Raw genomic sequence first — 26,828 nt, 5'->3', positions numbered from 1 at the left:
CCGGGCCGCACCGTCCAAGACCTGCTCGGCAACCCGTCATGCCGCACAAGCATGTGAGTACGCTCGATGGGTGCGCGTGCCCGGCTCCGACCTCGATCTGCGCCTCGTCGGCTACTTCACGGTCGTCGCGGAGCAGTCGAACTTCGCCCGGGCCGCCGCGGCCCTGCACGTCGCGCAGCCGTCGCTGAGCCGGCAGATCCAGCGGCTCGAGGCCCACCTCGGCGTGCGCCTGTTCGACCGCACCCCGCACGGCAGCACGCTCACCGAGGCCGGCCGCGCCTTCCTGCCCCGCGCCCGGGAGCTGCTCGAAGCGGCGCACGCCGCGACCCTCTCGGCCCGGGAGTCCGCGGGCCCGCAGGAGCTCACGATCGGTTACACCGCCGATCTGGTGATCACCCCGGCCGTACGCCGCCTCCGGCACCGCCACCCGACGGCTCGCATCCGGACCCGGCACGTGGCGTGGGACGACCATCGCGCGCTCGCCGACCGCCGGGTCGACGCGCTGGTCGCCCGGGCCCCGCTGATGTTCCCGGCCGACCGGCTCCGCGTCGTCGACCTGTGGACCGAGCCGCGCGTCCTGGTCGTCCCGGCCGATCACCCGCTGGCCGGCAAGGAGTCCGTCACCGTCGGCGACCTCGGCGGCGAGGCCTTCCCCGAGTGCCCGAGCGCGGTGCCGGCCTGGGTCGAGTTCAGCCGGCTCGAGCCCCGGCCCGGCGGCGCCCCGGTCCGCGACGCCCCCTTCGACTACGAGTCCTTCGAGGACAAGCTCGACCTCGTCGCCGAGGGCCGCTCGGTCCTGGTCCTGCCCGCCGGCGACCGGCGCCCCTCGCTCCGCGCCGACCTCACCACGATCCCGATCGAGGGCGTCGCCCCGGCCCGCGTCGTGCTGGCGCACCGGCCCACGGACCCGAACCCGTTGCTGCCCCTCCTCGCCGAGGCGTTCTGAGGGGCGCCCTCACAGGGACGTGCGCTTCCCGGTCGCGGCGGCCCGGGCGACGGCGGCCGTCAGTTCCGCGTTGTGCACGGCACGGGCGAAGTCCGGGGTCGTGAGATCAGGACGGACCAGGCTCGCGTACGCCTCGGCGACGTTGAGCCCCGGCCCGGCCGCGAGGCTCGGGGCCGCCGGTGCGTCCGGGGCCTCGAAGGACGCGCTGGACGTCAGGGTCAGATCCCCGCCCTGCACCCCGTAGAGCGAGCCGCCGGTCAGCGTGAGCCACCCCTCGGTGCCCCGCAGCTCGAACCGGAACGTCGCGTCGCCGGGCGCCACGCCCCCGAGCACGCTCGCCGTGAAGACGGTCCCGCCGGCGGTCCTGGCCAGCACGTCCACGTGGTCGGGCACCTCCCGTACGCCGGTCTCGCCGGTGTCGGCGAAGGTGGGCCGGGGCCACGCCGTCTCGGCCCGCGCGTCGACCTCGGTGACGTCACCGAGCAGCGCCTCGACGATGTCCAGGGTGTGCCCGGCCGTGATGGTGACCAGGTTGGCCCCGGCGTCCGCCCGCTCGAAGTAGTCGTAGGCCGACATCGTCACGGGCCCGAACCCCGACGAGGTCGACACGACCCGGGCCTGCACCGGGCGGCCGATCCCGCCCCCGGCGATCACCTGCGCGGCCCGGCGGACGGCGGGGTTGAGGCGGCCCTGCAACCCGATGACGTGGCGCCCCGGTCCGGCGGCCGCCGCCAGGGCCCGGGTCTGCTCGGGCGACACCCCGAGCGGGGCCTCGCAGTAGACGGTCTTCCCGGCGTCGAGCGCGGCGAGGACGAGATCGTGGTGGGCGGGCACCCGGACGGCGATCGTGACGATGTCGACGGCGTCGTCGTGGATCAGGGCGGCGGGGTCGGCGTACCAGTGGGGGGCGCCGAAGGCCGCGGCGGCCTCACGCGCGCTCTCCTCGCGGCGGGTGGCGACCGCCGTCAGCTCGAAGCCGTCGAGGGCCTGGATGGCGGGGACGTGCGACACCTGGGACCAGCTTGCCCGGGTGTCCGCTCCGATGATGCCGACCCGAAGTCGTTCGTTGTCCATGGCGTGGATTCAAGGCTTGTCCAGGCGCCGGAGCCAGGGCGAGCGGAGGCTGGTCACGGCATGACCAGGCTGCGCGTGGGGTTGCTGCCTAGGCTGGGTGGGTGCCCAATCCACCCAACACGGCGCTCGGATCCTTTCTGCGGTCGCGCCGTGATCGGCTGACGCCGGCGGAGGCGGGGATCACCGCTTTCCCGGGCGCCCGCCGTGTGCCGGGCCTGCGGAAGGACGAGCTGGCCGTGCTCGCCGGGATCAGCCCGGATCATTACAGCCGGCTCGAGCAGGGCCGTCAGAGCACCCTGAGCGACGACATCTGCGACGCGCTCGCCCGGGCTCTGCGCCTCGACGAGGACGAGCGGCGGCATCTTCGCGCCCTGGCCAGCCCCGCCCCGCGTCGCGCCTCGGCGGAGCGTCCGCAGCGGGCCGAGCCGGGTTTGTTGCGCATCATGACCGCTCTGGATCACGTCCCGGTGCTGCTGCTGGGCCGCCGTTCGGAGGTTCTGGCCCGCAACCCGCTGCTCGACGCTGTCCTCGGCGAGCCCTTTCCGCCCGGCCGCAGCTTCGTCCGCTGGCTGCTGCTCGATTCGGCGGCCCAGGACCGCATCGTCAATTGGGAGGAGTTCGCCCGGGCCGCGGTCGGCGGGCTGCGTTATGAGACGGGGCGGTACCCGCAGGACCGGAGGCTCGGTGCGCTCATCGAGGAGCTGCGTGCCGGTTCTTCCCTGGTGGCCGGGTGGTGGACCGATCAGACCGTCACCGACCGCACCTCGGTCACGAAGCGGCTGGATCATCCGGCGGCCGGGGTTCTCGAGTTCGGGATCGAGAGTGTGTGTCTGCCGCACTGTGCCGATCAGCGGTTGGTTGTTTATACGGCCGAGCCGGGGTCGGTGACGGCTCGGATGTTGCCGTTGGTGCGGAGTTGGGGGGTTGGTGGTTCGGAGGCGGTCGGGGTTGACGGGGGGATGGCTTTGGGTGGGTAGTGTTTTGGGGCCTTGAAAGCTCGGGGTCGCCGGCGGGGAAAGCTTGCTTCGGCGTGGCCTTCGAGGCTTTCGGCGGGGCTTTCAAATCTCGGGTTGCCCGGTGGGGAAAGCTTGCCTTCGGTGGGGCTTTCAAGCCTCGGGGTTCCTGGTGGAAAGGGCTCGCCTCTGGCGGGGAAGAGCGTGCCTCCGGCGGGGCCTTCAAACCTCGGCGCGCCCGGTAGGAGGAACTCGCCTCTGGCGGGGAAGAGCGTGCCTCCGGCGGGGCCTTCAAACCTCGGGGATGGATGAAACCCGGTATCCCCTCGGTCATCGGCCACTGTCAGGCAAGCAGACTGCCGCTGGTGCCGCCAGCCTTGGGTGACTCGCCGCCGGCTCACTGCTCAGTGGCGGCACCACCGCCAGCCCGCTCACACCTTTCGCGGCCGACGACCGAGGGGATACCGGGTTACCGACACCCGCGTAACCACAACCAACACCACCGCGAGTTGGGTGCCCCACCAGAAGTCGAGCCCGGGGCGCAGCGAAGCGACCGCCCCCACCCCACGCCCGTTGAGCGCCCAGCGCCCACCGCGCAACCCGCCCGAAAAGTGTGCGCCCCACGAGCACCCCGTCACCAGTGGCAGCCCCGCACCAGAGGCGAAGCGAAGCGACCGCCTCCCCCACCCACCACCGGTGAGCGCCCCGCCCAGCGCAACCACCGCACCGTGGGGGTCCGGGGGGCTCGGCCCCCCGGGGTAAATGCGAAGTGGCCTGTGTCTGCAGCGGTGTTTGCTGCAGACACAGGCCACCCGGCCACGTAGCGGGGACAGGATTTGAACCTGCGACCTCTGGGTTATGAGCCCAGCGAGCTACCGAGCTGCTCCACCCCGCGTCGGTAGGTAAACGCTAGCACGGGGGGTGGGGTGGGTTCCAAATTGGGTCAGCAGTAGGTGGTTCCGGTGCCCTTGGACCACTTGCAGGTGTCGATTGTTTTGCCTGCTGGGGACAGCAAGGTTGCCGTGTCGCCGGTGTTGTTCCAGATGTAGGCGGTGCGGTTCCAGTAGCGGTGCTTGATGTCGGGTTTGCCGTTGGTGCCCTTGCCGGTGTGGATGTACATGTCCTTGCCGGCGCCGAGCTTGTAGCTGGTGGTGAAGGTGTAGGTCGTCTTGGCGGCGTCTCGGATCTTCCAGTTCTTGAGGTCGACCGTTGCCTTGGTCTTGTTGGTGACTCGGACCCACTCGTTGTTGAGGCCGGCCTTCGGCGAGTTGTACTGGATCTTGGTGAACTGGACCGCGCCGGTGGTCGGGGCGGCTGGGGCTGGGGTGCCGACCGTCACTGTGGGGGAGGTGCCGCGGAGGAGGTTGTTGTCGGTGTCGGGGTCGATGACGGCGCGGTAGGTGCCGGTGGGGGCGACCGGGGTGGAGAAGGTGGCCGCCGGGTCGGAGGTTTCGCCGGTGGCGATGTCGGTCCAGGTGGTGCCGGTGAGGCGCTGGACGTGGACGTGGAGGCCGGGCTGGGCCGGGTTGGCGGTCACGGTGGCGACGGCGGATCGTACGGTCAGGGTGGGGACGATGCCCATGGCGACCGGCTTTTGCGGAGAGTCGAGGCCGTCGGCCTTGACGTAGAAGTAGAAGCCCGAGTCGAGGATTCGGGTGAGGGTGTAGCGGCCGGCGCTCGTGGCGGTGGTGGTGATGTAGCCGCCGTTGTCGTAGTCGGGGGCCGGGTAGAAGTCGCGGAACTTGTAGGCGGATTCGTAGAGGTGGACCGTGGCGCCCGGGGTGGCCGTACCGCTGATGGTGATGGGGCCGTAACCCTGGCGGCTGGCCGGCACCGTGATGGTGGGGGCTTCGGCTGCGGCGGCGGGGGCCGCCAGCGCGAGGGCGGAGAGGCTACCGAGGGTTACGGCTAGCGCGGTAGCGCGGGCACGCATCAGCGAGGTCATCGCTGCAGCTTAGGGTGCTTATGATCAGCAGGGACTCGGCCGGACGGACGACTCGGGGTAGCACTCAGAGTGACCGGCGGTACGGTTGGTGGGTGACCGAACTGCGTGCCGACTGCGGCCAGTGTGCCGGGCTCTGCTGTGTGGCGCCGGCGTTTGCGCGGTCGTCGGACTTCGCGATCGACAAGCCGGCCGGGCGAGCGTGTCCCAACCTGGGCGACGACTTCCGGTGCGGGATTCACGAGGAGTTGCCCGAGCGGGGCTTTCACGGGTGCGTCGTCTTCGACTGCTTCGGGGCTGGGCAGCAGGTCACTCAGGTCACATTCGGCGGGCGCAGCTGGCGGGAGGAGCCGGGGCTGGCCGGGGCGATGTTCGCGACGCTGCCGATCATGCGGCAACTGCACGAGCTGCTCTGGTACGTCACCACCGCGCTGGACCTGCCCGCGGCGCACCGTCTCCACGACCGCCTGCGAGCCGCGCGGGACGAGACCGAGGCGCTGACCCGGGGGACGCCCGAGGCCCTGCGCGCGCTCGACCTGGACGCGCATCGGCAGAGGGTCAATCCGCTGCTCGTGAAGGCGAGTGAGCTGGCCCGCGCCGGCACTCGGAAGCCCGATCACCGGGGCGCGAATCTCATCGGGCGCCGGATGCGGGGAGCCGACCTGCGGGGCGCGAATTTCCGGGGCGCCCTTCTCATCGGGGCCGATCTGCGCGACGCGGATCTGCGGCTGGCCGACTTCACGGGCGCCGACCTGCGCGGGGCCGACCTGCGGGGCGCCAAGCTGGAGGGCGCCCTCTTCCTGACCGAGAGTCAGCTGGAGTCGGCCCGGCGACCGACGGCCGACGGTGGGCCAGAGTCGGCCCGGCGGCTGACGGCCGAGAGTCAGCTGGAGTCGGCCCGGCGGCCCGCGGTCAGGACAGTTGCTGCCACGTCCGGGCGCCGACCGCGGCGCAGCGCTGGATGACCGCGCCCACGCCGGGCGCCACCTTGCCGGAGCGCGCGTCGACGCAGTTGCCGTTGAGGCCGCTGATCAGTTTGCCGTTCTCGAAGCGGAACAGCTGAGCGGCGTTGCCGTTGCACTCCGCCAGCTGGATGATCGTGCCGATCTTGGTCTCGGCGCCGGCGACGTCCATGCAACGGGTGCCGATGCGGATCGTGCCGTCGTCCACCGGCTGCCACTGCTGGGTCTCGGTCGCCTGGCAGGTGCGCAGGGACACCGGCGCGCCGTCGCCCGCGTACTCCGCCGCGAGGCAGAGCCCGGATTCGCCGGCCGTGATGCGGGAGCCGATCGGGGGCGGCGAGGCTGTGGGCGTACTCGAAGCAAGGGGTTGGTCCTGGTCCGTGCGCAGCATGAGCGTCCCGCCGGCGGCGAGGGCCACGACCGCGAGGACCGCCATCCCGCCGAGCACGAGCAGCGGGCGCCGGTCGGCCTCCGGGGTCACGCCGTGTTCGGGGAGGTCCTCGGCGTAGTAGTAGCGGTCCGTCTCGGTCCACAGCTGGGCCGGCGACTTGGTCGGCTCGGGGGCCCGCCGCTTGAACCAGACGGCCACCACGACACAGGCGATGACGAGCAGCACACCGAGCGAGAGAAGGATCCACGCGAGCACGCCGCGAGCCTACGGTCGGGCCCGTACGGCTGCAGTGTTTCTTCCCTCCCGCACCAGGGAAACTGGCCCGGACACACCACCTACACTGATGGCGATCAAGCCGATCGATCGAGACCGTGGAGCGTCCTTACATGCAGGTGTCCGGGCTCGTCTGGATCTTGACGGTGGTGGCCATCCTCGGCCTCGTCGCCTTCGACTTCTACTTCCACGTCCGCAAGGCCCACATCCCGACCCTGCGCGAGGCGGCGATCTGGTCGTCGATCTATGTCGGCATCGCGGTCCTCTTCGGCCTCGGCACGCTGATCTTCGGCGGCACGGACATGGGCGCCGAGTACTTCGCGGGCTACGTGACCGAGAAGGCGCTGTCGGTCGACAACCTCTTCGTCTTCCTGGTGGTGCTGGGCAGCTTCAAGGTCCCGCGCGCCGACCAGCAGAAGGTGCTGCTCTTCGGCATCGTCTTCTCGCTGATCGCCCGGACCGGCTTCATCTTCCTGGGCGCCGCGCTGATCAACTCGTTCGCCTGGGTCTTCTACCTCTTCGGCCTGATCCTGCTGATCACCGCGGGCAACCTGCTCAAGGGCGAGGGCGACGACGAGCGGTCGGCCGACAACGTGGTGATCCGTCTCGCCCGCCGCTTCCTGCGCACCTCCGACGAGTACGACGGCGACAAGCTCTTCACCTCCCAGGACGGCAAGCGGGTCATGACCCCGATGCTGCTGGTCATGGTGGCGATCGGCGGCACCGACATCCTCTTCGCCCTCGACTCGATCCCGGCCATCTTCGGCCTCACCCAGAACGTCTACGTCGTCTTCACCGCGACCGCGTTCTCGCTGCTCGGCTTGCGTCAGCTCTACTTCCTGCTGGACGGCCTGCTGGACCGGCTGGTCTACCTCTCCTACGGGCTCGCCGCGATCCTCGCCTTCATCGGCGTCAAGCTGATCCTGCACGCCCTGCACGAGAACAACGTGCCGTTCATCAACGGCGGCGAGCACATCGACGTGATCGAGATCAGCACCGGCATGTCGCTCGGCTTCATCATCGGCGTGCTCATCATCACGGTCATCGCGTCGCTGCTGAGCCCGAAGGGCCGGGCCCAGACCTATGTCGCCGAGGCCCGCCGGCACGCCCGCGAGTTCCTCGAGATCGACCAGGACCCGCAGTACTGCGACGACGTCTATCACAAGCTGGTCAATGAGGAGGCGAACATCCGGGAGCTCCCGGAGAAGTACCGGGCCCGGATCCGCCAGGAGGACGAGCTGATGAACCTGCTCGAGCGCGCCCACCGGGTGCACGAGGAGCGCGTCGCCGCGGGGACCTGCTTCAGGCCCTGAGCGGAGCCACGTGCCGCCCGCCCCGGCGGCGGTCCACGCTGTCCAGGATGGCGTGCGGCATGATCCGGTCGAGCCACGCCGGCAGCTCCCACGCCCGCGCCCCGAGCATGGTCAGGGCCGCGGGCACGAGGACCAGCCGCACGGCAAACACATCGACGAGTACGCCCACCGCGAGGCCGAAGCCGATCGCCCGTACCGTCGGGTCCCCGATCAGCGCGAAGCCCCCGAGCACGCTCGCCATCACCAGTCCCGCCACGGCCACCGGCCCGGCCCCGAGCCCGACGCCGGCCACCGTGGCCTCGACGGCGTCCTCGCCCCGGGCCAGCCGCTCCCGGACGCGGGAGACCAGGAACACCTCGACCGTCATGGACAGCCCGAAGAGCACCCCCACCAGCAGTGTCGGCAGGAAGCTGGTCAACGGCCCCGGCGCGTCCACCGCCGTGGTCAGCCCGAGCGTCGCGCCCGTGGTCAGCAGGAAGCCCAGCGCCGCCGCGACCGGCACCAGCAGCGAGCGGAAGGCCACGAGCAGCAGCAGGATCGACGCGCCCAGCACCAGCAGCAGATATTCGGGCAGGGCCGACGTCATCCGCCGGGACACGTCCACGCCGACGGCCGTGGTCCCGGTCACGGCGACGCTGCCCGTGCCCTCGGCCAGCGGTTCGGCGACCGCCCGGAGCCGGCCGGTGAGCTCGACGGTCTCCGCCGTTCCGGGCCCGGTCACCGGCGTGACGGTCACCACCCGGGTCGTCCCGCCCGGACCGGCCTCGACCGCGGCGACGTTGTGCACCCTGCGCACGGCGGCCACCACCCGCCCGGTCAGCGCCGACACCACGTCACCGCGCGGCCCGCGCACCACGACCAGCAGCGGGCCGTTGGCGCCGGGCCCGAAGGCGGCCGCGATCAGGTCGTACGCCACCCGCTGATGCGAGCCGGCCGGCGCACTGCCGTTGTCCGGAAGAGCCAGCCGCAACCCCCGCGCCGGTACGGTCAACGCGCTCACGCCCAGCACCAGCCCGATCAGCACCGGCACTCGGAAGCGCCGCACCGCCCGGATGCACCGCACGCCCCGCTCGCCCTCGTCGTCCGTGCGCGCGTGCCCTCCCCGGCGTTGCAGCACGCGCGTGCCCGCGATGCCGAGCAGAGCCGGCAGCAACGTCAGCGCGGCCGCGACACCCACCACGACGGCGCCGGCCGTGACGAGCCCGATCACCGTGAGGAAAGGCACGTCCACCACGGCCAGCCCGCCGAGCGTCACCACCACGATCGCCCCGCCCACGACCACCGGCGGCCCCGTCGTCCCGGCCGCGCGCGCCACGGACTCCCCCACCGGCAGCCCGCCGGCCAGGAACCTCCGGTGCCGCGCCGCGACCAGCACGGCGAAGGCGAGCCCGGTCGCGAGCCCGGCCATCACCACCAGCGGCGGCCCGACGGCCGACACGTCGACGACCCGCGCCACGAGGAAGACCGCGCCGATGCTCAGCGCCACCCCGGCGCATGCTGTCACCAGCGTCGTGCCGACCGCCACCGGCGAGCCGAGGACGGCGAGGAGCAGGACGGCAACGGCCAGACCACCGAGTTCGCGTACGCCGACCTGCGGCGCGCCCACGGGAAGCCCGCCGGGGACGACCTCCAGCCCGCCTTCGGTGCCGGCCAGCTCGTCGTAGGCCGATCGTTCCGCGCGGGTCAGCTCGTAGACGGCGTGCGCGTACCGGACCTCGATCACGCCGACGGTCCGGGTCCGATCGATGCGCCCGTTCGCGTACGGGTCGGCGACCGTCACCACCCCGGGCAACGCCGCCGCCCGGGTCGTCACGCGGGCCACGGCTGCCTCGATGTCGTCGCTGTCGAGGGATCGGCCGCTCGGGGCGCGTACGACGAGGGTCAAGGCCGCTCCGGCCGCGTCTGGCAGGTCCCGCTGCAGCTCCGCGAGGGCACGCTGCGACTCCGTCCCCGGGACCGAGAAGCTGTCGACGCCGTGGCCGCCGCCGGCCACCGCCGCGCCGGCGATCAACAGCACCAGGCCGGCCCAGGCCCCGACCACCCAGCTCCGCCGGCGGTGACACCAGGCCCCGAGCCGGTACAGCAGCGCAGCCATGCAGGGTGTCCGATCTGGCGGTTTTGTACCGTCCGAGTCTATCGACCCTTTGTGGTCCTCGTGCCGCTAACCGGAGAGCGCTACGCAGAAGTTCTTTGTGATCCGATAGGCGCCGGAGACCGTGCGGTAATTGGCGGCGGTGATGTCGAGCCGCCAGGCCGGGCCGTCGATCTCGTAGAAGCCGCGCGGCAGATTGCCCAGCCCGGCGCGAACCCCGAGCAGCAGCGGCCCGTGCGACCAGCCGGTCAGCCCGCCGTCCTGATGATGGAGGCTGACACCGCTCGCACTCGCGTCGCCCGTGGTCGAGGCGCCGGTCGCGACGTTGGTCAGCCGATAGACGAGGGGTCCGGTGGCCGCCTCGGTCCGGACCGAGCCGTCGGGCCAGCGGGTCAGGGTCCGGTAGTAGACCTCGTCCTCGATCGGGTCGGCGTGGATGCCGAAGTCGCAGACGACCCCGGGGGCGTAGTCGAAGGACGGGCTGGGCCGCAGCTCCCAGCCGTTTCCTTTGGGGGGTGCGGTCGGGGGTGCGGCCGGGGCGGGCGTGCTCCAGACGGCCGCGAGCAGGGTTCCTGTCGCCATGGCGCTGAGAAGTCGACGCATGGTTCTCATGGTGTCCACAGAGGACTTTCGGGGCCAGCCGGTGCGCGCCATTCGGTGAACAAACCCCGTGCTGGGTGCCCCCGCACTTCAGGGAAAGCAATGCCTCCGGCGGGGCCTTCAAACCTCGGGATGGGGTAACCCGGTGTCCCCTCGGTCATCGGCCACTCTCAGGCAAGCAGACTGCCGCTGGTGCCGCCAGCCTTGGGCGACTCGCCGCCGGCTCACTGCTCAGTGGCGGCACCACCGCCAGCCCGCTCACACCTTTCGCGGCCGACGACCGAGGGGATACCGGGTTTGGGGGGTAAGCGGGAAGGATCACATACCGGAGTGCTCGTGACCCCCTCACCGGGCTGCCTGGCGGGGTCACGGACGAGCCTGCTCTGGGCCCTCCGAGCACCTCGCCTCGACGGCGGTCGGCCACGGGTGGGCCCGGACCGGGCCCCGGCCGGCAAGGCGTACACATCCAAGGCAAACCAGCGCAAGCTCGGATCGAGGAGCGGCCGACCGGGTGCGCGAACGGCCCTACTCGACGGCGGCGTAGCCCCAGTACGTCCGCTCAGTAAGAGGCGCGGCCGACGGGTCCTGAGGCGGAGAAGCCTTCGTCCCCCGCTTACGAGCGTTGAAGTCCATGCCCAGCGCAACGAGCAGCGCCGCAACAATCACAGCGGCAACACCCAGGATGATCATCTCGAAACACCCTTATCTCGAGCACTCATAACCCCACGCAGCCGACTCTAAACGCCACACCACCTGCACCAACAGGCCCAGAGCCCAAACAAACGACTTCGACCCACCCCCCACCACCCCACCAACGGCGCCCAGGGGCGGAGCGAAGCGACCGCCCCCACCACCCACCAACCGGCAGCAGACCCCCCAGCGCAACCACCGCACCGTGGGGGTCCGGGGGGCTCGGCCCCCCGGGGTAAATGCGAAGTGGCCTGTGTTTGCAGCGCTTTCTGCTGCAAACACAGGCCACCCGGCCACGTAGCGGGGACAGGATTTGAACCTGCGACCTCTGGGTTATGAGCCCAGCGAGCTACCGAGCTGCTCCACCCCGCGTCGGTAGGTAAAGACTACCTCGCGGGGGTCAGCGGCTGCAAAACGGGGGTTCGTAACGTGGCCCACACGGGAAAGCGGCCCCCCGGACAACTCCGGGGGGCCGCTTCCTATCGTGCGTGGAACTGCTGCTCAGCCTCCGCTGGCCGCCGGCGTGGGAGCCGACGCCGGGGGTGAGGCCGGGGTTGATGCCGGGGCCGAGGGCTGGGCGGACGGGCCGGCCGACGGCGGGGTTGTCGTGCCGGCGGCGTTGCGGGCGTTCTGGAAGTTGTTGATTGCCGTGTCGAGGGCGGCCATGGCCTGACCCCAGCGGACCCAGTCGTTCGCCTGCTGGGCCGACTTCACGTCGGCGATCGCCTTGTCGAGGGCCGTTGCCGCGTCGGCCAGGGCGCCGGTGAGCTGCGGGTTGGTGCCCGTGGCGGGGGGCGTGGTGCCGGTCTGGCCCGGGTTGGTGTTCGCGGGCGCCTGGCTCTTGCCCAGGGCGACGAGCTGTTCGAGGCCGTCGGACAGGGTGTCGGCCAGGACGACGTACCGGCCGCCGTCGCCGTAGGACATCAGGACCTTCTGCAGCAGGGGGGCCGCGTTGGCGTTCTGACCGCTCTTCACATAGACGGGTTCGACGTAGAGCATGCCGTCGCCGACCGGGAGGGAGATCAGGTTGCCGTAGAGGACCTGGGCCTGGTTGTTGGTCTGCAGGAGGTTGAGCTCGGGTCTGACCGTGGCGTTGTTGGTCATCCGCTGATGGACCTGGGCCGGTCCGGGGATGGCCGTCTCGTCGGGCAGCTCCAGGATCTCCAGCTGCGGTTTCCCGTCCACGTACGAGCCCGAGATGAGCGCCGCGAGGTTGTCGCGGTTGTTCGGGGTGACCGCGGACGTCAGCTGGAAGCGGGTGCTGTCCTGCTCGGGTAGCTGCACGTTGAGGTAGAACGGTGGCTGTTTGGTCTGCTCCGACCCGTCGGGCGCGTTGGGCACCGCCCAGAAGTCGTTGCCGGAGTAGAAGTCACCGGGCTGCGTCACGTGAAACCGGGTGAGCAGGTTGCGCTGGACCTTGAACATGTCGGCCGGGTAGCGGAAGTGGGCCTCGAGCGACGCGGGGATCTCCGCCTTGGGCTTGATCAGGTCGCCGCCGAAGGCCTTGTTCCAGGCCTTGAGCACCGGGTCCTGGTCGTCGAACTCGTAGAGGGTGACCGTGCCGTCGTACGCGTCGACGGTTGCCTTCACCGAGTTGCGCATGTAGTTGATGTTGTCGCGGGCGAGGGCGAAGGTGCCCGTGCCCGTCAGCTCGTCCGTGGTCTCTTCCTGCAGGTTGATGCGCTGCGAGTACGGGTAGCTGGCCGACGTCGTGTAGCCGTCGAGGATCCACGTGATGCGCCCGTCGACCACGGCCGGGTAGGGGTCGCCGTCGATGGTGAGGAACGGCGCGACCTTCTCGACGCGCGAGCGCGGATCCCGTACGTACATCAGCCGCGAGTTGTCGTTCACCGCGTCCGACAGCACGAAGTTGCTCTCGGTGTTCTTGATCGCGAAGACGAGCCGGCGGAAGAACGAGCCGATCGGCACGCCACCCGTGCCGTCGTAGGTGTAGCGCTGCTCGGCGTTCGCGTCGTTGGGCTGCGGACGGTCGAACTCGACCTTCTTGTTCTCGTCGGTCTGGCCCACGATGGCGTACTCGGTGGACTGCTCGCCGTAGTAGATGCGCGGCTGGTCGACCTTGATCTGGTCGGTCGACGAGGAGGCGCAGTTCGTGGCCGTGCCCGTGGATCCCAGCGAGCCCGAGACGAAGACCGGCAGACCACCGCAGGACGTGTTGGCCGGCGCCGCCACGAGCCCGTACCCGTGGGTGTAGGTGGTGTGGCGGTTGAGCCAGTTCTGCTGCTGCTCGGTGAGCGCCTGGTCGTTGATCTCGCGGACGCCGACGACGTAGTCCTGGGTCTTGCCGGCGATGGTGTAGCGGTCCACGTCGAGCTTCGGTCCGAAGTCGTAGAAGCCGCGGACCTGCTGGCTCTGCGTGAACGCCTCGGAGACGAGCTGCGGGTCGATCACGCGCACGTTCTGGGCACTGCTGTTGGCGGCGAGGTTGGCCGGGGGCGTGACGACGTCGGCGTCGTACGCCGTGGTCTTGGTGTCCGTCAGGCCGAAGGCGGCCCGCGTGGCCGCGATGGACCGCGCTATGTACGGCGCCTCCTTGTCCGCCTGGCTCGGCTTGACCTGGAAGTTCTGCACCGCGAGCGGGTAGATGCCGCCGATGGCGACCGCGGAGACCGCGAGCAGCGCCAGCGAGACACCGGGCCACACGAGGTTGCGCATGACCGCGTTGGAGAAGACGATGATCGCGATCGCGACGACGATCGAGATGTACGCCAGGATCTCCTTGGCCGGCAGCAGCGCGTTGACGTCGGTGTAACCGGCGCCGTAAAGGTTGGGCGCGACGTGCTGCTCGAGCAGCAGGGCGCGCCGGTCGAGGATGTAGGCGACCGCCTTGAGCAGCACGAAGACCGCGACCAGGGTGGTCAGGTGGGCCCGGGCCGCCGCGGTCATCCGGTCGCCGACGCCCTGCAGTCGCACCCCGCCGAAGACGTAGTGCACGGCGAGCGCCCCGATGACCGAGAGCACGATCGCGGTGAAGGCGACGCCGAGCAGGTAGCGCAGCATCGGGTACTCGAAGACGTAGAAGCCCACGTCCACCTTGAACTGCGGGTCCTCGACGCCGAAGGGCTGGGAGTTCTGGAAGAGCATCCAGTCCTTCCAGCGGTTCTGCGCGGAGAGGCCGGAGAAGAAGCCGATGACGATGCCGACGACGGCGATCCAGGTGCCGAAGCGGGGCTGGATCACCATCCGATAGCGCTCGAGGGTGGCCTGCTCGGCGGAATGCGGGCGCAGCAGCGGGCGCAGCCTGTACGCGAGGTACAGGTTCGCCACGATCACCAGCGCCACGGCCAGGCCGACCGCCAGGAACAGCAGCAGCCGCGTCACCAGCACACCCGTGAAGACCGACGTCTTGTCGACCTCCTGGAACCACAGGTAGTCGGTGTACTTGTCGATGCCCCAGCCGAGCAGCGTGAATAAGAGGAATACCCCTACGAGGACGCCGACGGTCACGCGACCGCGCCGGCTCATCCTCGGCAGAGGACTGTTACGCATGACCAACGTGAACCCCACAAAATCAGGACCGGTGTATCACTCTAGGGTGTTGCGACCGCTTCAGGAGGCCGTGCACGGTTTCGGGGTGCCTCCGGACGTGAAGGTGCTCAGGGCAGTGAGGGCGTCGTCGACCGTCGCGACCCGCGCCATCGGCAGGCCGTCGACCGAGTTCTTGAGAGCCTCGGCACAGTTGTCGGCGGGCACGAGGAAGATCTGGGCGCCGGCCTGCTTCGCGCCGACGAGCTTCTGCGGGATGCCGCCGATCGGGCCGACGTTGCCCTCGTCGTCGATCGTGCCCGTACCCGCGATGATCTTGCCGCCCGTCAGGTCCTCGGGCTTGAGCTTGTCGATGATGCCCAGCGTGAACATGAGCCCGGCGCTGGGGCCGCCGATCTCGTCGAGGTCGATCGCGACGGTGAAGGGGTGCGGCTGCTTCTTGTCGATCGACACGCCGATCCGCGGGGTCTTGCCGTCCTCGGCCGCCTTGGTCGTGATCTTCGCGGTCGCGGACTTGCCGCCGCGCGAGTAGGTGACCGTCAGCGCGGTGCCCGCGGGCTTGGCCTGCACCAGCTCGGTGAGCTTCTCGGGGCTCGTGACCTCGGCGCCGTCGACGGCGGTGATCACGTCGTCCTTCTGCAGGACCCCGGTCGCCGCGCCGCCGGATGCGACCTCCGTCACGTACGTCTGGATGGGGTAACCGAGCTCCCGCAGCGCGACCGTCTCCGCGCTGGTCTGCGAGGACTTGAACTCCTCGGCGTTCTGCTGCTCGGTCTGCTGCTCGCTCTGGTCCGGCGGATAGATGAGATCCCGCGGCACGACCGCCTGCTCGTCGCTGAACCAGCCCCGGATCGCCCACACCAGCTCGACGCTCGGCTGCACCCCGACGGTGGTCAGGCGCAGCTGGCCGGCGCTGGTGGAGGTCTGCGCCTTCGTCACCTGGATGACCTCTTTGCCGTTGTCCGAACCGAGCGTGTTGACGGTCGGACCGGGCTTGAGCACGACGTAGGGCAGGGGGAAGGCCATGACTCCGACTGCCAGCAGTGCGGTGATCAGGGCGCCGAGGATGACGGTGACACCGCGACGTCTCATGCGCGTGACCGTACCAACCGTCCCTGAGTTCTCTCTGAGCTGACACCGGCATGGCGCATTTGCGGGCTTGACGCGCGTACCGTTGGGGACGTGCCTGATATCCCGTTCGGCTTCAGCCTGCCGGGCGCCCAGCCGCCCGATCCCTCCGACCCGCAGCAGATGCAGCAGTTCATGAATCAGCTGCAGCAGATGTTCGCCGCGCCCGGAAGTGGCCCGGTCAACTGGGATCTGGCCCGCCAGGTGGCGGCCAGCCAGCTGAGCGCGACCGGCGACCCCGCGGTGAGCATGTACGAGCACAGTGCCGTCACCGAGGCCCTGCGCCTCGCCGACCTGTGGCTCGACCCGGCGTCCGCGATGCCCTCCGGCATCCGCGACGCGACAGCGTGGAACCGCAACGAGTGGGTCTACAACACGCTCGACGTGTGGAAAAAGCTCTGCGACCCGATCGCCGGCCGCATGGTCGGCGCGATGGGCGACCTCGTGCCCGAGGAGGCCCGCGCCCAGCTCGGCCCGATGCAGTCGATGGTCGCCACGCTCGGCGGCGCGCTCTTCGGCGGCCAGCTCGGCCAGGCGCTGGGCCAGCTCGCCGCGGAGGTGCTCTCGGCGGGTGACATCGGTCTCCCCCTGGGCCCGGCCGGCACCGCCGCGCTGATCCCGGCCAACATCAAGACCTACGGCGACGGCCTCGAGATCCCCGAGGACCAGGTCCGGCTCTATGTCGCGCTGCGCGAGGCCGCCCACCAGCGCCTCTTCCAGCACGTGCCCTGGCTCCGGGCGCACGTGCTCAACGCGGTGGAGACCTATGCGAGCGGCATCACGGTCAACCGCGAGGCGATCGAGGAGGCGATGAGCCGCGTCGACCCCAGCGACCCCGAGTCGATGCAGGCCATGGCGCTCGAGGGCATCTTCACGCCCGAGGACACGCCGCAGCAGAAGGCCGCGCTCGTGCGCCTGGAGACGGTGCTCGCGCTGGTCGAGGGCTGGGTCGGCCACGTCGTCGACCTGGCCGCGGGCGACCGGCTGCCGTCGGTGGTCCAGCTGGGCGAGGCGTTCCGGCGCCGTCGCGCGGCCGGCGGGCCCGCCGAGCAGACGTTCGCCGCGCTGGTCGGCCTGGAGCTGCGCCCGCGCCGCCTGCGCGAGGCGGGTGCGCTGTGGGTGGCAGTGACCGAGGCGCGGGGGGTGCAGGGCCGCGACGCGCTCTGGGACCACCCCGACCTGCTGCCGACCGACGAGGACTTCGCCGACCCGCAGAAGTTCGCCGCCGCCAAGGACGACTGGGACATCTCCGAGCTCGAGGGACTGGGCGACGGAGATTCCAAGGATTAAGAGCTTTTTGTCGTAGCGGGGTGGTGGGTACGGACCGTCGCTCCCGCCGAGGGCCCGGCGTGGTTTCGCTGGCCGCTGACGCGTCCAGATCGCGAAACCCCACCGGGCGACCTGCGTGAGTGGTTGCGCCCCTCAACCCCGCGCGCCGGTTTCGCTCGTGCCGGGGCGGTCGCTTTCGTGATCCCGCCGCTCGGTCAGCCGCTCAGCAGGGCTCGGGTGTTCTCCCAGCCCTCGAGGGCCATGTCGAGGGTGGCGAGGTCGGCCGGCCCGCGCAGGCGCCGCCACTCGGGTGTCGACTCGACGAGGCTCGGCTGGGGTGCGCCCCTCCGGGCCGTGATCGGGGTGGCCGTGTCCAGATCGAGGTCGGCGAGCCACTCCGGGGCGGGCAGCGTGGCGGCCACCGCCAGCAGGCCACCGTCCCGTCCGGCCGGGGCGACCGCGACCGGCTTGCTGCCCAGCGGCCGGAGCAGCTTGCCCAGGATCATCCCCGGCAGGTCGGCGGCGTCGGCGGCCAGCACGGCGCCCTGGTCGTAGCCGTCCTCGGCCGCCCGCCGCAGCACCGGTCCCACCGTGGCCGTCGCCACCTCGTAGATCGGCGTCCCCGGCCAGGCGATCTCCTCCGCCAGCGCCAGATCCTCCCGGGTCGCCGCAATGGCCGGCTGCGCCTCCGCCAGCCGCGCCAGCAGGTCCACGACATCCTCGGCCAGCGCCGCGCGCCACTTGCTCAGGTCCACCCCGGGGGGACTCCACGTCACCGGGGTGAGGAGCGCCACCACGACTCGCTTGGTCACACCCCGACACTAGCCGCGCCCGCCGGCCCCGCGCCTCCGCGCTGCGCCGCGGGCTTCAATCGTCGGCCAGCACCAGGCCGGTGGCCGCGGAGATGCCCTCGAGGTAGCCGCGGGCTCGTTCCGCCTTCGGATAGCGGTTGACGAGGTCCCAGAAGGCGGCGCTGTGGCTCGGGACGACCAGGTGGGCCAGCTCGTGCAGGAGCACGTAGTCGATGACCCAGTCCGGCATCTCCTGGATGCGGTGCGAGATCCGGATGGTCCCGTCGTCCGGGGTGCACGACCCCCAGCGGCCGTTCTGATTGGTGACCCAACGCACGCTGGCCGGGTGCACCCGGCTCTCGTGGTCGGGCAGATAGCGGGTGATCAGCCGGCGCGCGCGGAGCAGCAGCTCGCTGTCCGTGCGCTGCACGCGCTCCTCACGGGCGGCCAGGCGATCCAGCATCCGCGCGACCCACTCGGTCTCCTCGTCGCGCGAGAAGCGGTCGGGAATGAGGACGACGACGCGCTCGCCCTCCCGGTACGCGGACACCGTGCGACGACGACGCTGACTGCGCCGCACTTCGACGACAGGCTTGCGCGTCCTGGCCATTACCGGCTCGCGCAGCCCAGACTCGGCTTCACATTGCGACGTTAATCCGTCGGGCCCAGGTCGCCGCAAGGGTACGGCAAATGACACGCGCCCTAAATGTGAGAATCGTCCCGGAAAATCCGAAAATATTTTCCACGGGCGCAACACTGGCCCTCTCGAACCCAGGCTAACTCGCTGTCAGTCCTACCCCCAACTGCCCCACAGGAACCAAGATCCGCTTCTGTTCCGGGCGTCCTTTCAAGATCACTTATCGATGCGAATCGCATTCGTGGTGACCTTGGGCGCCGGGGTCCGGTCACCCTGATCCCGACGCGCGGACCCGCCGGCCCCGGAGGCGTGGTCGTCCTGACCCTTGAAGGTCACGCCTTGCCTCGCCTCGCGCGAACCCGACAAAAGCCATCATGAGATGCGCCACATCGTGTCACGCCGCTCCACTCGGCACAGATGCGGCGCAAGTCCTCGCAGAACGCCCGAAATTCGCCCTGACGACGTCCCAGACGTCCCTTTCCTGCCGTTCTGAAGTAATTCGTCGGCGTGTCCACCCCAATCTGCCCGATATGGGTCATCCGGGCGGGCAAACTCACGACGTCGACGACACCGCCGACGCCGCGCTGACATGGAAAGGGCCGGACGTGGGTAGTGTCCGCCCCTGGCGGGGTGGCCATATCCGCTGGTCGCGGAGCGGTCCAGCGCCGAACACAGATCGCGGCTGCCGTCGCGAGCACGCCTTGCGAGCGGTCGAGGTCGCCGATCCGATCGCAATCGAGGCACCGGGCCGACCCGGCCGACAACATGACGAGGAGGAACCGTGGCCGACAACACGTACAACGGCTACTGCGTGAAGTGCAAGGAGAAGCGCGACTTCCAGGGCACTGTCGAGGTCTCGAAGACCGGCATGAACATGGCCAAGGGCAAGTGCCCGGTCTGCGGCACGACGGTCAACCGCATCCTGGGCAAGGCCAAGGCCTGAGCGCTGTCCCACGGCTGGGCGGGAGCGGTCACCGATCGCTCCCGCCGTCGCCAGTTCGCTTCACCCTCCCGGGGGTCCGCTCCCGGCTCGAGTTCTGGGCGCCGGCCGATGCGCGGCTAGTAGCTAAACCAAAACGTTGAGTAGTTATCCACCGCTTCTCGGGGTCTGTGGATAACTTCGGACATCCTGGGGATAACCGAGCACGAGCTCCTGCAGCCCTGTGGACAACGAAAGCAGCCCGCGCGCCGGACGTGACACCGTGTCACCCATGACGCGCCCCTCCCTGCAACGTCCCACCCTGCTGCCGGGGCTCCCGCGCATCTGGCGCGGCGTACACACCTTGCAGCTGGGGCTCGACCCTGCCTATGCCGTCCTGGTCGACCTGCCCGACCCGGTCCTGGCCCACCTGCTCGATCTCCTCGACGGCACCCGCCCCGAGCGGACCCTCCTGCACCTCGCGGCCGACCTGGGCATTCCCCCGGCCGAGGCCGGCACGCTGCTCGAGGTCCTGGCCGAGGCGGGCCTGGTCGTCCCGGCCCAGCGGCTGATCCCGCCCACCTTCGACACCGCCAGCCGCCGCCTCCTGTCCGGCGAGGCCGCCGCCCTGGCCCTGCGCCCGCCCCGGCTGAGCCGCCGTCCTCCGTCCCGCGGCCAGACCGCCAGCCCCGCTTCCCTGCTCCGCAAGCGCCGCGAGGCCAAGGTCGTCGTCGCCGGCCGCAGCCGCCTCGCCGCCGGCATCGCGGTCGCCCTCGCCCAGGCCGGCATCGGTCACATCCACGCCGACCTCGCCGGCACCATCACCGACGAGGACCGCATCACCGCTCCCCTGCCCCCGTCCGCCGTGGGCACCCCCCGCGCCACAGCCGTCACCGAGGCCGTCGAGGCCGCCGCCCCCGCCACCGACACCCGCCCGATCCGCTCCGCCGCCCCCGCCCTGACCATCCAGTTCGCCCCCGACAAGCCCGTCGCCCTCCTCGCCCTCTCCCACCTCCAGCGCCGCCGTCCCTACCTCCCCGTCACCGTCCGCGAGGCCACCACCGTGATCGGCCCCCTGGTCCCCGCCACCGGCCGCCCCTGCCTCAACTGCCTGGTCCTCTACCGCAACGAAACCACCAGCGAGGCCCTCCGCCTCCTCCCGCCAACCGCCGCGCCCGACCAGCTTTCGTCCGACTTCCCCGAGCTGATCTCGCCCGACCCGGTCCCCCTCGACTTCCCCGACCCCATCACCCCTGACCCGGTTCCCCTCGACTTCCCCGACCCGCTTCCCCCCGACTGCCCCGACCCGATCTCTGCCGCCCTCGCCGGCCCGCCGCCCACCACGCCCGCCCGCGCTGTCCCCGAGCCGCCCGCCCCGCCTTCCCCCGAGCCCGTCGACCCGCCCACCGCCGCGCGCGCCCACGCCTCCAGTGATGCGACCACGCTCGGTCCTGACTTCCCTGATGCGAGCGGCTCGCCGTCCTCCGCGTGGGCGGCTTCGGAAGGCGACTTCACGCTGCCCGCCGCGTGGCCGGACGGGCACACCGCCATGGACGATCCCTACGCGGTGCCCAATCAGCGCCCGGGGCAGGAGCCACTCAGCGTGGCAGGCGCCTGGGCAGCGATCGGCTACGTGGTCGCCGAGGCCCTCCTCTTCATCGACGGCGGCGAGCCCGAGTCCCTCGGCGCCGAGGTCGAGATCTGGTCCCCGAGCCGCATCCGCCGCCGCACCTGGACACCCCACCCCAACTGCGCCTGCGCCTCATCCCGCCGCCGCCCGTGACACCCCGCCTCCAACGCCGGCGCCACAAGCTGGGCAGCCCACCCCACTCCTGACTGCGCCCGCGCCTCACCCCGCCGCCTCTGACACCCCGCCTCCAACGCCCGCGCCACAAGCTGGGCAACCCACCCCACTCCTGACTGCGCCCGCGCCTCACCCAAGCTGGGCTCAACCTCAGGAGCTCGCCCATACCCCGCCTTGCCTTCGCCCGCGACACACAGCGCCCGTCGCCGGTGCAGCGCTTGGGCAATCCATCTCTGCTCAACAGGCCGCGCCGCCGCCTGTGACGCATGCGTGGAGAAGCGGGCTGTGACGAACAAGCCATGGAGTTCGAAGTGGCGCGCGAGCGATGAGGACAGCTGTTCGGGGACACGCGTCCGCGCAGGTCGGCGGGCTGCTTGCCGGGGCTCGCGGGTCGGATGGCTGGCGGCGTGGCGTGGGGTGTTCGCGGCCGGGGGCGGTCGCGCAAAAACGACAGAGGCGTGCTAGGCGTGCATTCCGGGCGGTCGGGTGGGTGGTGGACGCAGTCGAGGAGGTCGATCGCCGTCATGTCGGTCACAATGATCTGGTGAGCGATATACCGCGTCGTGCGGCGTCCCGGACTGCCAAGCTTGCTGCGCTGCCGCTCGGGTTCGCCGGGCGTACCGTGCTGGGGCTGGGCAAGCGGGTCACCGGCATCGCCACCGACGTCATTGCGGCGGACATTCAGCAGCGCACTGCCGAGCAGCTGTTCAGCGTGCTCGGGCAGCTCAAGGGCGGGGCCATGAAGTTCGGCCAGGCCCTGAGCGTCTTCGAGGCGGCCATGCCCGAGGAGATGGCCGGACCCTATCGTCAGGCGCTCACCAAACTGCAGGAAGCCGCCCCGCCCATGCCCACGGCGAGCGTGCACAAGGCACTGGCCGAGCAGCTGGGCGACGACTGGCGGGAGAAGTTCGCCGAGTTCGACGACAGTCCGGCCGCGGCCGCCAGCATCGGGCAGGTGCACCGGGCCGTGTGGAAGCTGCCGCCGTCGCGCAAGGGGGCGAAGCCGAAGACGCTGCCCGTGGCCGTCAAGATCCAGTATCCGGGCGCCGGGGAGGCGCTGATCGCCGATCTCAAGCAGCTCGGGCGGCTGGCCGGGATGTTCAAGGTGATCCAGCCCGGCATGGACATGAAGCCGCTGCTGACCGAGCTGCGCGAGCGGGTGACCGAGGAGCTCGACTACGCGATGGAGGCGGAGACCCAGAAGGCCTTCGCCGCCGCGTACGCCGGCGATCCTGAGATCTTCGTCCCCCGCGTCGTGGCGTCCGCGCCGAAGGTGCTGGTCTCGGAGTGGGTCGAGGGCCGCCCGCTGGCCAGTGTCATCAGCGATGGTACGGAGGAGGAGCGCGACGAGGCCGGCCGGCTCATGGCCGTGCTGCACTTCTCGGCGCCGGGGCGGGCCGGGCTGCTGCACGCCGACCCGCACCCGGGCAACTTCCGGATCCTGCCCGACGGCCGGCTCGGGGTCATCGACTTCGGCGCCGTGGCCCGCCTGCCCGAGGGACACCCCGAGCCCATCGGCCGCCTGGTCCGGCTGGCCCTCGACGGCGACGCCGCCGGGGTCGCGGACGGCCTGCGCGAGGAGGGCTTCATCCGGCCCGACGACGATCTCGACGCCCAGGGCGTGCTCGACTTCTTGCTGCCCATGCTCGAGCCGGTCGCCACCGACGAGTTCCGCTTCACCCGCAGCTGGATCCGCGCTGAGGCGACACGCCTGTCGAGCCCCCGGTCGCCGGGTTTCCAGCTGAGCCGCAAGCTCAACCTTCCGCCGTCCTACCTGCTCATCCATCGGGTCACGCTCGGCTCGATCGGCGTGCTCTGCCAGCTCGAGGCCAAGGCGCCCTACCGCGCGATCCTCGAGAAGTGGCTCCCCGGCTTCGCCCCCGTGGCGTGAGGAGACGAGAAAAGCGGGTGAGAGAAGAGCGGCGGCGAGCAGACGGAAGGATGAGCCGCGAGAGGTCGAACCCGGCCGGCGGGCTTGGGTAAGCGAAAGCTCCAAGAGCCCGGGCGAGCGGAAAGCTGAACGGGCCTGGGCCAGGGCGCGCGGAAATCGCACAGGACCCAGGCGAGCGAGGGACTCAATCAGCGGACAGCGGAGACCCCGCCCGCGGCGCCGGCCGCAGGCGGGGTCTCTCGGTGTGGGGTGGGATCAGTAGCGTCCGCCCAGTTCGCGCGCGGCCCGGCGACGGGCCTCCATGGCTACCTGGCGAGCGGGACGGTGTGCCTCAGGAGTGTGGTCGGCCTGAGGCCGACGCATTCGGGCTCGGGCCAGCGCTTCTTGGATGAGTTTCACCTTCGGGGCTCCGTTCAGCGACATCTCGGTTTCCGGCTTCTTGATCAGGGGCTGGGGAAGGGTGGTCATGTCAGGCCGCCAGGCGAACCGAGTTGCGGGACTCCAGGCCGGTGGCCGCGAGCCGCTCCTCCACCTCGACCGCGAGCTCGGCGTCGCGGGCGACGTCGACCTTGCGCGGGCGGCCGCGGGGCCGCTTGCGGGGCACGACGGCCCCGCGCTCGAAGATCTCGCCACCCCAGACTCCCCAGGGCTCGGCCCGCTCGACCGCGCCGGCGAGGCACTCGACGCGCAGCGGGCAGTCCCCGCAGAGCGACTTGGCCAGCTCCAGCTGGGCGGGCTGGTCGGAGAACCACAGGTCCGGGTCGAACTTCCGACAGGGCAGGTTTGCCTCGGTCTCGACGGTCACGTCGAGCGAAGCGAGCGCCAGACTCATAAAGCCCGGTCACCTCTCTCTGTGAATCGATCTTCTGGATCGTGTTCGTCGCCGGCCGGTGGGCCGGCAAAAAATTAAGGCCGCGGATCCCGGTTAAGGGTTCCGCGGCCTCGAGGTGAGCCGGAGGTCTGAGTCGCTCAGACCGGCCTTCCTCGAGGCGGGACACCGCGGGCATCTCCCGTGCGACGCTTCATCGCAAGATCGAAGCCATTGCTGCCCTTGAACCCAGTGGTGGTGCCAGTGGTGCTGATGCCGCTGCCGTAGGAGCCGCCGCCGACGGTCGCCAGTTCCTGACCCAGCTCGGCCTGGACCGGGGCCTGGTAAGCGCCGGAGACCTGGTGCGCCCCCGCAACGTGAGCCCGCTCGGCGGCCGGGGACACCGGCAGCACGGCGACCGGGGACACCGGCAGCCACGAGGCGGACGGAGCGCACACGGAGGACGGCAGCAACACCGACGGACGCTCGATCTCGTTGATGAGCCTCATCGTGTTCACTTCCCTTCTCCGTGTCGTGGTGCGCTCGATGGTGCAATCCCCTGGTGAGCAGGCCGCTCGACCAGGTGTGAACTGAGGCTATGCGCTTCGCGGGGGCGAGGCAAACGAATTAACGGGCTAACTTTCAAAGTTTCCGGATCCCGCAACGAGGGCGAAGACGGCCTCCCCGTACTGGCCCAGTTTCCGGGGTCCGATACCCGCGATGGCCAGCAGTTCCGGCGGGGTGGCGGGGCGCCGCTCGGCGATGGCCACGATCGTGGCGTCGGTGAAGACGACGTACGCGGGGACTTTCTGCTCGGCCGCGGTCCGCGCGCGCCACGCCGTCAGACGCTCGAAGAGCTCTTCGTCCAGGTCGGACGGGCAGGTGGCGCAGCGGCCGAGCTTGCGGTCGGTGCCGTTGAGCAGCGTGGTGCCGCACACCCGGCAGGACACGATGACCACGCGCCGGTTGACGGGTTTCTGACCGCCGGCCGTACCCGCCTTCTCGAAGGTGCGGTGCCGCGTGTCGGTGAGCTGCGGCAGGAACCGGCACGGCCGCCGGGTCCGGCCGCCGTTGCCCCGCAGCTGCCCGTAGGAGAGCCACAGCCACTCACGCGCCCGGGTGACGCCGACATAGAGCAGGCGGCGCTCCTCCTCGAGCTGTTCGGGCGTCTTCGCGTACGCGGTCGGCAGTGTGCCGTCGGCCAGCCCGACCAGGAACACGGCGTCCCACTCGAGCCCCTTGGCGGAGTGCAACGAGGCGAGCGTCACGCCTTCCACGGTCGGCGCGTGCTGCTGCTCGGCCCGGCGCGCCAGCTCCTCGGTGAAGGCGGCCAGGGTCACGTCCCGCTGCACCGCGCCCGCCTGCCCTATCGGCTCCAGCGCGGGGCTCCGGGCGTACTCCTCGGCCAGGGTGACCAGGGCGGCGAGGGCCTCCCACTGCTCGCGCTGCGCCCCGCCCGGCGGGATGGAAGTGCGGGACCACCCGGTCGCCGCGAGGGCATCGACCACGGCGGGGACCAGGGGGGTCTCGCCGGGCGTCGACCGTACGGCCGCCCGCAGCGCCACCATCGCCTGCCGCACCTCGGTCCGCTCGAAGAACCGCTCGGCGCCCCGCACGACATAGGGCACCTGGGCCTCGGCCAAGGCTTCCTCGTACGCCTCCGACTGCGCATTCGTCCGGAACAGAATCGCGATCTCACTCGCCGGGGTCCCCGCCGCGAGCAGCTCCTTGCACCGCCGCGCGACCGCCAGCGCCTCGGCCGGCTCGTCCGGGAAGATCTTGAGATCCGGCTCGGGCCCGGGCTTGCGCTGCCCGATCAGCTCGAGACGCAGCTTCGCCTCGGTGCCGCGCGCCTGCTTGATGACGGCGTTGGCGAGCCCGACGACCTGGGGCGTCGAGCGGTAGTCCCGGGTGAGCCGCACCACGACGGCCTCGCGGCGCTGCCGGGGGAAGTCGATCAGGTACGACGACGTGGCCCCCGTGAACGAGTAGATCGTCTGCGACGCGTCGCCCACCACGGTCAGGTCGTCGCGCCCGCCGAGCCACGCGTCGAGCAGCCGCTGCTGGAGCGGGTTGACGTCCTGGTACTCGTCGACGACGAAGTGCCGGTACTGCGAGCGGACCTGCTCGCCGACATCGGGATGGTCCTCGATGCCCCAGACGGCGGCGCGCAGCAGGTCCTCGAAGTCGATGACCTGTTGCTTACGCTTCAGGACTTCGTACGCGGTGAAGATGTCGGCGACCTTGGCCACGTCGAACGGGGGTTCGCGCAGCGCCTTGGTGGCCGCGACGGCGTACTCCCCCGGCTCGACCAGCGACGACTTCGCCCACTCGATCTCGCCGGCCAGGTCCCGGGCCACCGTGCGGTCGGCGCGCACGCCCACGCTGGTGGCCGCCGCGGCGACGAGCCGGGCCTTGCTCTCCACCAGCTCGGGCATGGCGCGGCCCTGGAGGATCCGGGGCGCGAAGTAGCGCACCTGGCGCAGCGCGGCGGCGTGGAACGTGCGCGCCTGCACCCGCCCGGCGCCCAGCTCGGTGAGCCGGGCGCGCATCTCGGCGGCGGCCCGGGCGGTGAAGGTCACCGCCAGCACGTGCCGGGGGCTGATCTCGCCCGAAAGAGTGCGATAGGCGATCCGGTGGGTAATAGCTCGTGTCTTACCTGTTCCGGCCCCGGCCAGGATGCAGACCGGCCCCGCGGGGGCGGTCACCGCCTTACGCTGATCGGGGTCGAGCCCGGCAAGAACACGTTCCGCAGTCACAACCGGGAATCATGACACCGCCGCGCCGCGTTTCACGGGATGGCACAGTGCCATGTGACTTCTTCGAAGGGACCAGACC

21 protein-coding genes and 2 tRNA genes are annotated in these 26,828 nt (G+C 70.8%); 8 read left to right on the top strand and 15 right to left on the bottom strand.

Annotated features, from left to right (window positions below):
- Window positions 1-70: 70 nt before the first annotated feature.
- Window positions 71-946: a LysR family transcriptional regulator gene (locus RAN62_RS14990; RefSeq protein WP_305785204.1), complete on the top strand. Its 876-nt coding sequence runs from the start codon at window positions 71-73 to the stop codon at window positions 944-946.
- Between the two features lie 9 nt (window positions 947-955).
- Here the strand turns inward: RAN62_RS14990 and RAN62_RS14985 are convergent, their stop codons facing one another.
- Window positions 956-2,020 (bottom strand): Gfo/Idh/MocA family protein, encoded by a 1,065-nt coding sequence (locus tag RAN62_RS14985; RefSeq protein ID WP_305785203.1) that lies wholly within the window; start codon window positions 2,018-2,020, stop codon window positions 956-958.
- 101 nt (window positions 2,021-2,121) lie between these two features.
- On the opposite strand from RAN62_RS14985, the gene RAN62_RS14980 reads away from it, so the two are divergent.
- Window positions 2,122-2,997, top strand: coding sequence for a helix-turn-helix transcriptional regulator (locus RAN62_RS14980; protein ID WP_305785202.1), 876 nt, complete (start codon window positions 2,122-2,124; stop codon window positions 2,995-2,997).
- Window positions 2,998-3,794: 797 nt separating this feature from the next.
- Here the strand turns inward: RAN62_RS14980 and RAN62_RS14975 are convergent.
- Together RAN62_RS14975 and RAN62_RS14970 are read right to left on the bottom strand one after the other, a co-directional pair.
- Window positions 3,795-3,868 (bottom strand) — tRNA-Met (locus tag RAN62_RS14975).
- 48 nt (window positions 3,869-3,916) lie between these two features.
- Window positions 3,917-4,918, bottom strand: a complete 1,002-nt coding sequence (locus tag RAN62_RS14970) for a lamin tail domain-containing protein (RefSeq protein WP_305785201.1) — start codon at window positions 4,916-4,918, stop codon at window positions 3,917-3,919.
- Window positions 4,919-5,010: 92 nt separating this feature from the next.
- Here RAN62_RS14970 and RAN62_RS14965 point away from each other — a divergent pair, with 92 nt between their 5' ends.
- Window positions 5,011-5,880, top strand: a complete 870-nt coding sequence (locus tag RAN62_RS14965; protein ID WP_305785200.1) for a pentapeptide repeat-containing protein — start codon at window positions 5,011-5,013, stop codon at window positions 5,878-5,880.
- Here the strand turns inward: RAN62_RS14965 and RAN62_RS14960 are convergent.
- Window positions 5,828-6,523, bottom strand: coding sequence for an RICIN domain-containing protein (locus tag RAN62_RS14960; RefSeq protein ID WP_305785199.1), 696 nt, complete (start codon window positions 6,521-6,523; stop codon window positions 5,828-5,830). The two genes, RAN62_RS14965 and RAN62_RS14960, sit on opposite strands and share 53 nt — an antisense overlap.
- Before the next feature lie 116 nt (window positions 6,524-6,639).
- Here RAN62_RS14960 and RAN62_RS14955 point away from each other — a divergent pair, with 116 nt between their 5' ends.
- Window positions 6,640-7,854 carry a TerC family protein gene (locus RAN62_RS14955; protein WP_305785198.1) on the top strand — a complete coding sequence of 405 codons (1,215 nt, stop codon included), beginning with the start codon at window positions 6,640-6,642 and terminating at the stop codon, window positions 7,852-7,854.
- Here the strand turns inward: RAN62_RS14955 and RAN62_RS14950 are convergent.
- From RAN62_RS14950 to RAN62_RS14925, 6 genes are all read right to left on the bottom strand, one after another.
- Window positions 7,844-9,949: an MMPL family transporter gene (locus tag RAN62_RS14950; protein ID WP_305785197.1), complete on the bottom strand. Its 2,106-nt coding sequence runs from the start codon at window positions 9,947-9,949 to the stop codon at window positions 7,844-7,846. The genes RAN62_RS14955 and RAN62_RS14950 overlap by 11 nt on opposite strands.
- Window positions 9,950-10,015: 66 nt before the next feature.
- On the bottom strand, window positions 10,016-10,549 hold the full coding sequence (locus tag RAN62_RS14945) for a hypothetical protein (protein WP_305785196.1): 534 nt from the start codon (window positions 10,547-10,549) through the stop codon (window positions 10,016-10,018).
- A 522-nt stretch (window positions 10,550-11,071) separates the two neighbouring features.
- Window positions 11,072-11,236 (bottom strand): hypothetical protein, encoded by a 165-nt coding sequence (locus tag RAN62_RS14940; protein ID WP_305785195.1) that lies wholly within the window; start codon window positions 11,234-11,236, stop codon window positions 11,072-11,074.
- Between the two features lie 298 nt (window positions 11,237-11,534).
- A tRNA-Met gene (locus RAN62_RS14935) sits at window positions 11,535-11,608 on the bottom strand.
- 129 nt (window positions 11,609-11,737) lie between these two features.
- Window positions 11,738-14,722 (bottom strand): UPF0182 family membrane protein, encoded by a 2,985-nt coding sequence (locus RAN62_RS14930; protein ID WP_305785194.1) that lies wholly within the window; start codon window positions 14,720-14,722, stop codon window positions 11,738-11,740.
- 84 nt (window positions 14,723-14,806) lie between these two features.
- Window positions 14,807-15,835 (bottom strand): YlbL family protein, encoded by a 1,029-nt coding sequence (locus RAN62_RS14925; RefSeq protein ID WP_305785193.1) that lies wholly within the window; start codon window positions 15,833-15,835, stop codon window positions 14,807-14,809.
- A gap of 90 nt (window positions 15,836-15,925) precedes the next feature.
- Here RAN62_RS14925 and RAN62_RS14920 point away from each other — a divergent pair, with 90 nt between their 5' ends.
- The gene (locus tag RAN62_RS14920) at window positions 15,926-17,161 is read left to right on the top strand and encodes a zinc-dependent metalloprotease (protein ID WP_305785192.1); all 1,236 of its coding nucleotides are present in this window, start codon (window positions 15,926-15,928) and stop codon (window positions 17,159-17,161) included.
- Between the two features lie 194 nt (window positions 17,162-17,355).
- Here the strand turns inward: RAN62_RS14920 and RAN62_RS14915 are convergent, their stop codons facing one another.
- Both RAN62_RS14915 and RAN62_RS14910 read right to left on the bottom strand, forming a co-directional pair.
- Window positions 17,356-17,952: a hypothetical protein gene (locus RAN62_RS14915; RefSeq protein WP_305785191.1), complete on the bottom strand. Its 597-nt coding sequence runs from the start codon at window positions 17,950-17,952 to the stop codon at window positions 17,356-17,358.
- Between the two features lie 55 nt (window positions 17,953-18,007).
- Window positions 18,008-18,541 (bottom strand): M48 metallopeptidase family protein, encoded by a 534-nt coding sequence (locus RAN62_RS14910; RefSeq protein ID WP_305785190.1) that lies wholly within the window; start codon window positions 18,539-18,541, stop codon window positions 18,008-18,010.
- An 808-nt stretch (window positions 18,542-19,349) separates the two neighbouring features.
- Between RAN62_RS14910 and RAN62_RS14905 the strand changes: the two genes are divergently transcribed.
- The 3 genes from RAN62_RS14905 (at window position 19,350) to RAN62_RS14895 (ending at window position 23,182) form a co-directional block, all read left to right on the top strand.
- On the top strand, window positions 19,350-19,511 hold the full coding sequence (locus tag RAN62_RS14905; RefSeq protein WP_015625326.1) for a DUF5679 domain-containing protein: 162 nt from the start codon (window positions 19,350-19,352) through the stop codon (window positions 19,509-19,511).
- A 268-nt stretch (window positions 19,512-19,779) separates the two neighbouring features.
- On the top strand, window positions 19,780-21,270 hold the full coding sequence (locus tag RAN62_RS14900; protein ID WP_305785189.1) for a hypothetical protein: 1,491 nt from the start codon (window positions 19,780-19,782) through the stop codon (window positions 21,268-21,270).
- Window positions 21,271-21,835: 565 nt separating this feature from the next.
- Window positions 21,836-23,182: an ABC1 kinase family protein gene (locus RAN62_RS14895; protein ID WP_305785188.1), complete on the top strand. Its 1,347-nt coding sequence runs from the start codon at window positions 21,836-21,838 to the stop codon at window positions 23,180-23,182.
- A gap of 469 nt (window positions 23,183-23,651) precedes the next feature.
- Here RAN62_RS14895 and RAN62_RS14890 read toward each other — a convergent pair whose 3' ends face one another.
- The 3 genes from RAN62_RS14890 to RAN62_RS14880 all read right to left on the bottom strand — a co-directional run bounded on the left by RAN62_RS14890 (window position 23,652) and on the right by RAN62_RS14880 (window position 26,749).
- Window positions 23,652-24,014 carry a WhiB family transcriptional regulator gene (locus RAN62_RS14890; protein ID WP_305785187.1) on the bottom strand — a complete coding sequence of 121 codons (363 nt, stop codon included), beginning with the start codon at window positions 24,012-24,014 and terminating at the stop codon, window positions 23,652-23,654.
- 137 nt (window positions 24,015-24,151) lie between these two features.
- Window positions 24,152-24,499 (bottom strand): hypothetical protein, encoded by a 348-nt coding sequence (locus RAN62_RS14885; protein WP_305785186.1) that lies wholly within the window; start codon window positions 24,497-24,499, stop codon window positions 24,152-24,154.
- A 126-nt stretch (window positions 24,500-24,625) separates the two neighbouring features.
- Complete coding sequence (locus tag RAN62_RS14880) at window positions 24,626-26,749, bottom strand: ATP-dependent DNA helicase UvrD2 (RefSeq protein ID WP_305785185.1); 2,124 nt, start codon at window positions 26,747-26,749, stop codon at window positions 24,626-24,628.
- Between the last annotated feature and the right edge of the window lie 79 nt (window positions 26,750-26,828).

Origin of the sequence: Symbioplanes lichenis (genome assembly GCF_030709675.1) — a bacterium.
GTDB classification, from domain to species: Bacteria; Actinomycetota; Actinomycetes; order Mycobacteriales; family Micromonosporaceae; genus Actinoplanes; species Actinoplanes lichenis.
Note: the sequence above shows the minus strand (reverse complement) of the source record. Positions and strands in the feature narration are given on the sequence as shown.

Bases quoted from the DNA above. Each gene is read 5' to 3' on its own strand.
- RAN62_RS14985 (WP_305785203.1), bottom strand. From the start codon at position 2,020: ATGGACAACGAACGACTTCGGGTCGGCATCATCGGAGCGGACACCCGG.
- RAN62_RS14970 (WP_305785201.1), bottom strand. From the start codon at position 4,918: ATGACCTCGCTGATGCGTGCCCGCGCTACCGCGCTAGCCGTAACCCTC.
- RAN62_RS14950 (WP_305785197.1), bottom strand. From the start codon at position 9,949: ATGGCTGCGCTGCTGTACCGGCTCGGGGCCTGGTGTCACCGCCGGCGG.
- RAN62_RS14945 (WP_305785196.1), bottom strand. From the start codon at position 10,549: ATGCGTCGACTTCTCAGCGCCATGGCGACAGGAACCCTGCTCGCGGCC.
- RAN62_RS14940 (WP_305785195.1), bottom strand. From the start codon at position 11,236: ATGATCATCCTGGGTGTTGCCGCTGTGATTGTTGCGGCGCTGCTCGTT.
- RAN62_RS14930 (WP_305785194.1), bottom strand. From the start codon at position 14,722: ATGAGCCGGCGCGGTCGCGTGACCGTCGGCGTCCTCGTAGGGGTATTC.
- RAN62_RS14925 (WP_305785193.1), bottom strand. From the start codon at position 15,835: ATGAGACGTCGCGGTGTCACCGTCATCCTCGGCGCCCTGATCACCGCA.
- RAN62_RS14910 (WP_305785190.1), bottom strand. From the start codon at position 18,541: ATGGCCAGGACGCGCAAGCCTGTCGTCGAAGTGCGGCGCAGTCAGCGT.
- RAN62_RS14900 (WP_305785189.1), top strand. From the start codon at position 19,780: ATGACGCGCCCCTCCCTGCAACGTCCCACCCTGCTGCCGGGGCTCCCG.
- RAN62_RS14890 (WP_305785187.1), bottom strand. From the start codon at position 24,014: ATGAGTCTGGCGCTCGCTTCGCTCGACGTGACCGTCGAGACCGAGGCA.
- RAN62_RS14885 (WP_305785186.1), bottom strand. From the start codon at position 24,499: ATGAGGCTCATCAACGAGATCGAGCGTCCGTCGGTGTTGCTGCCGTCC.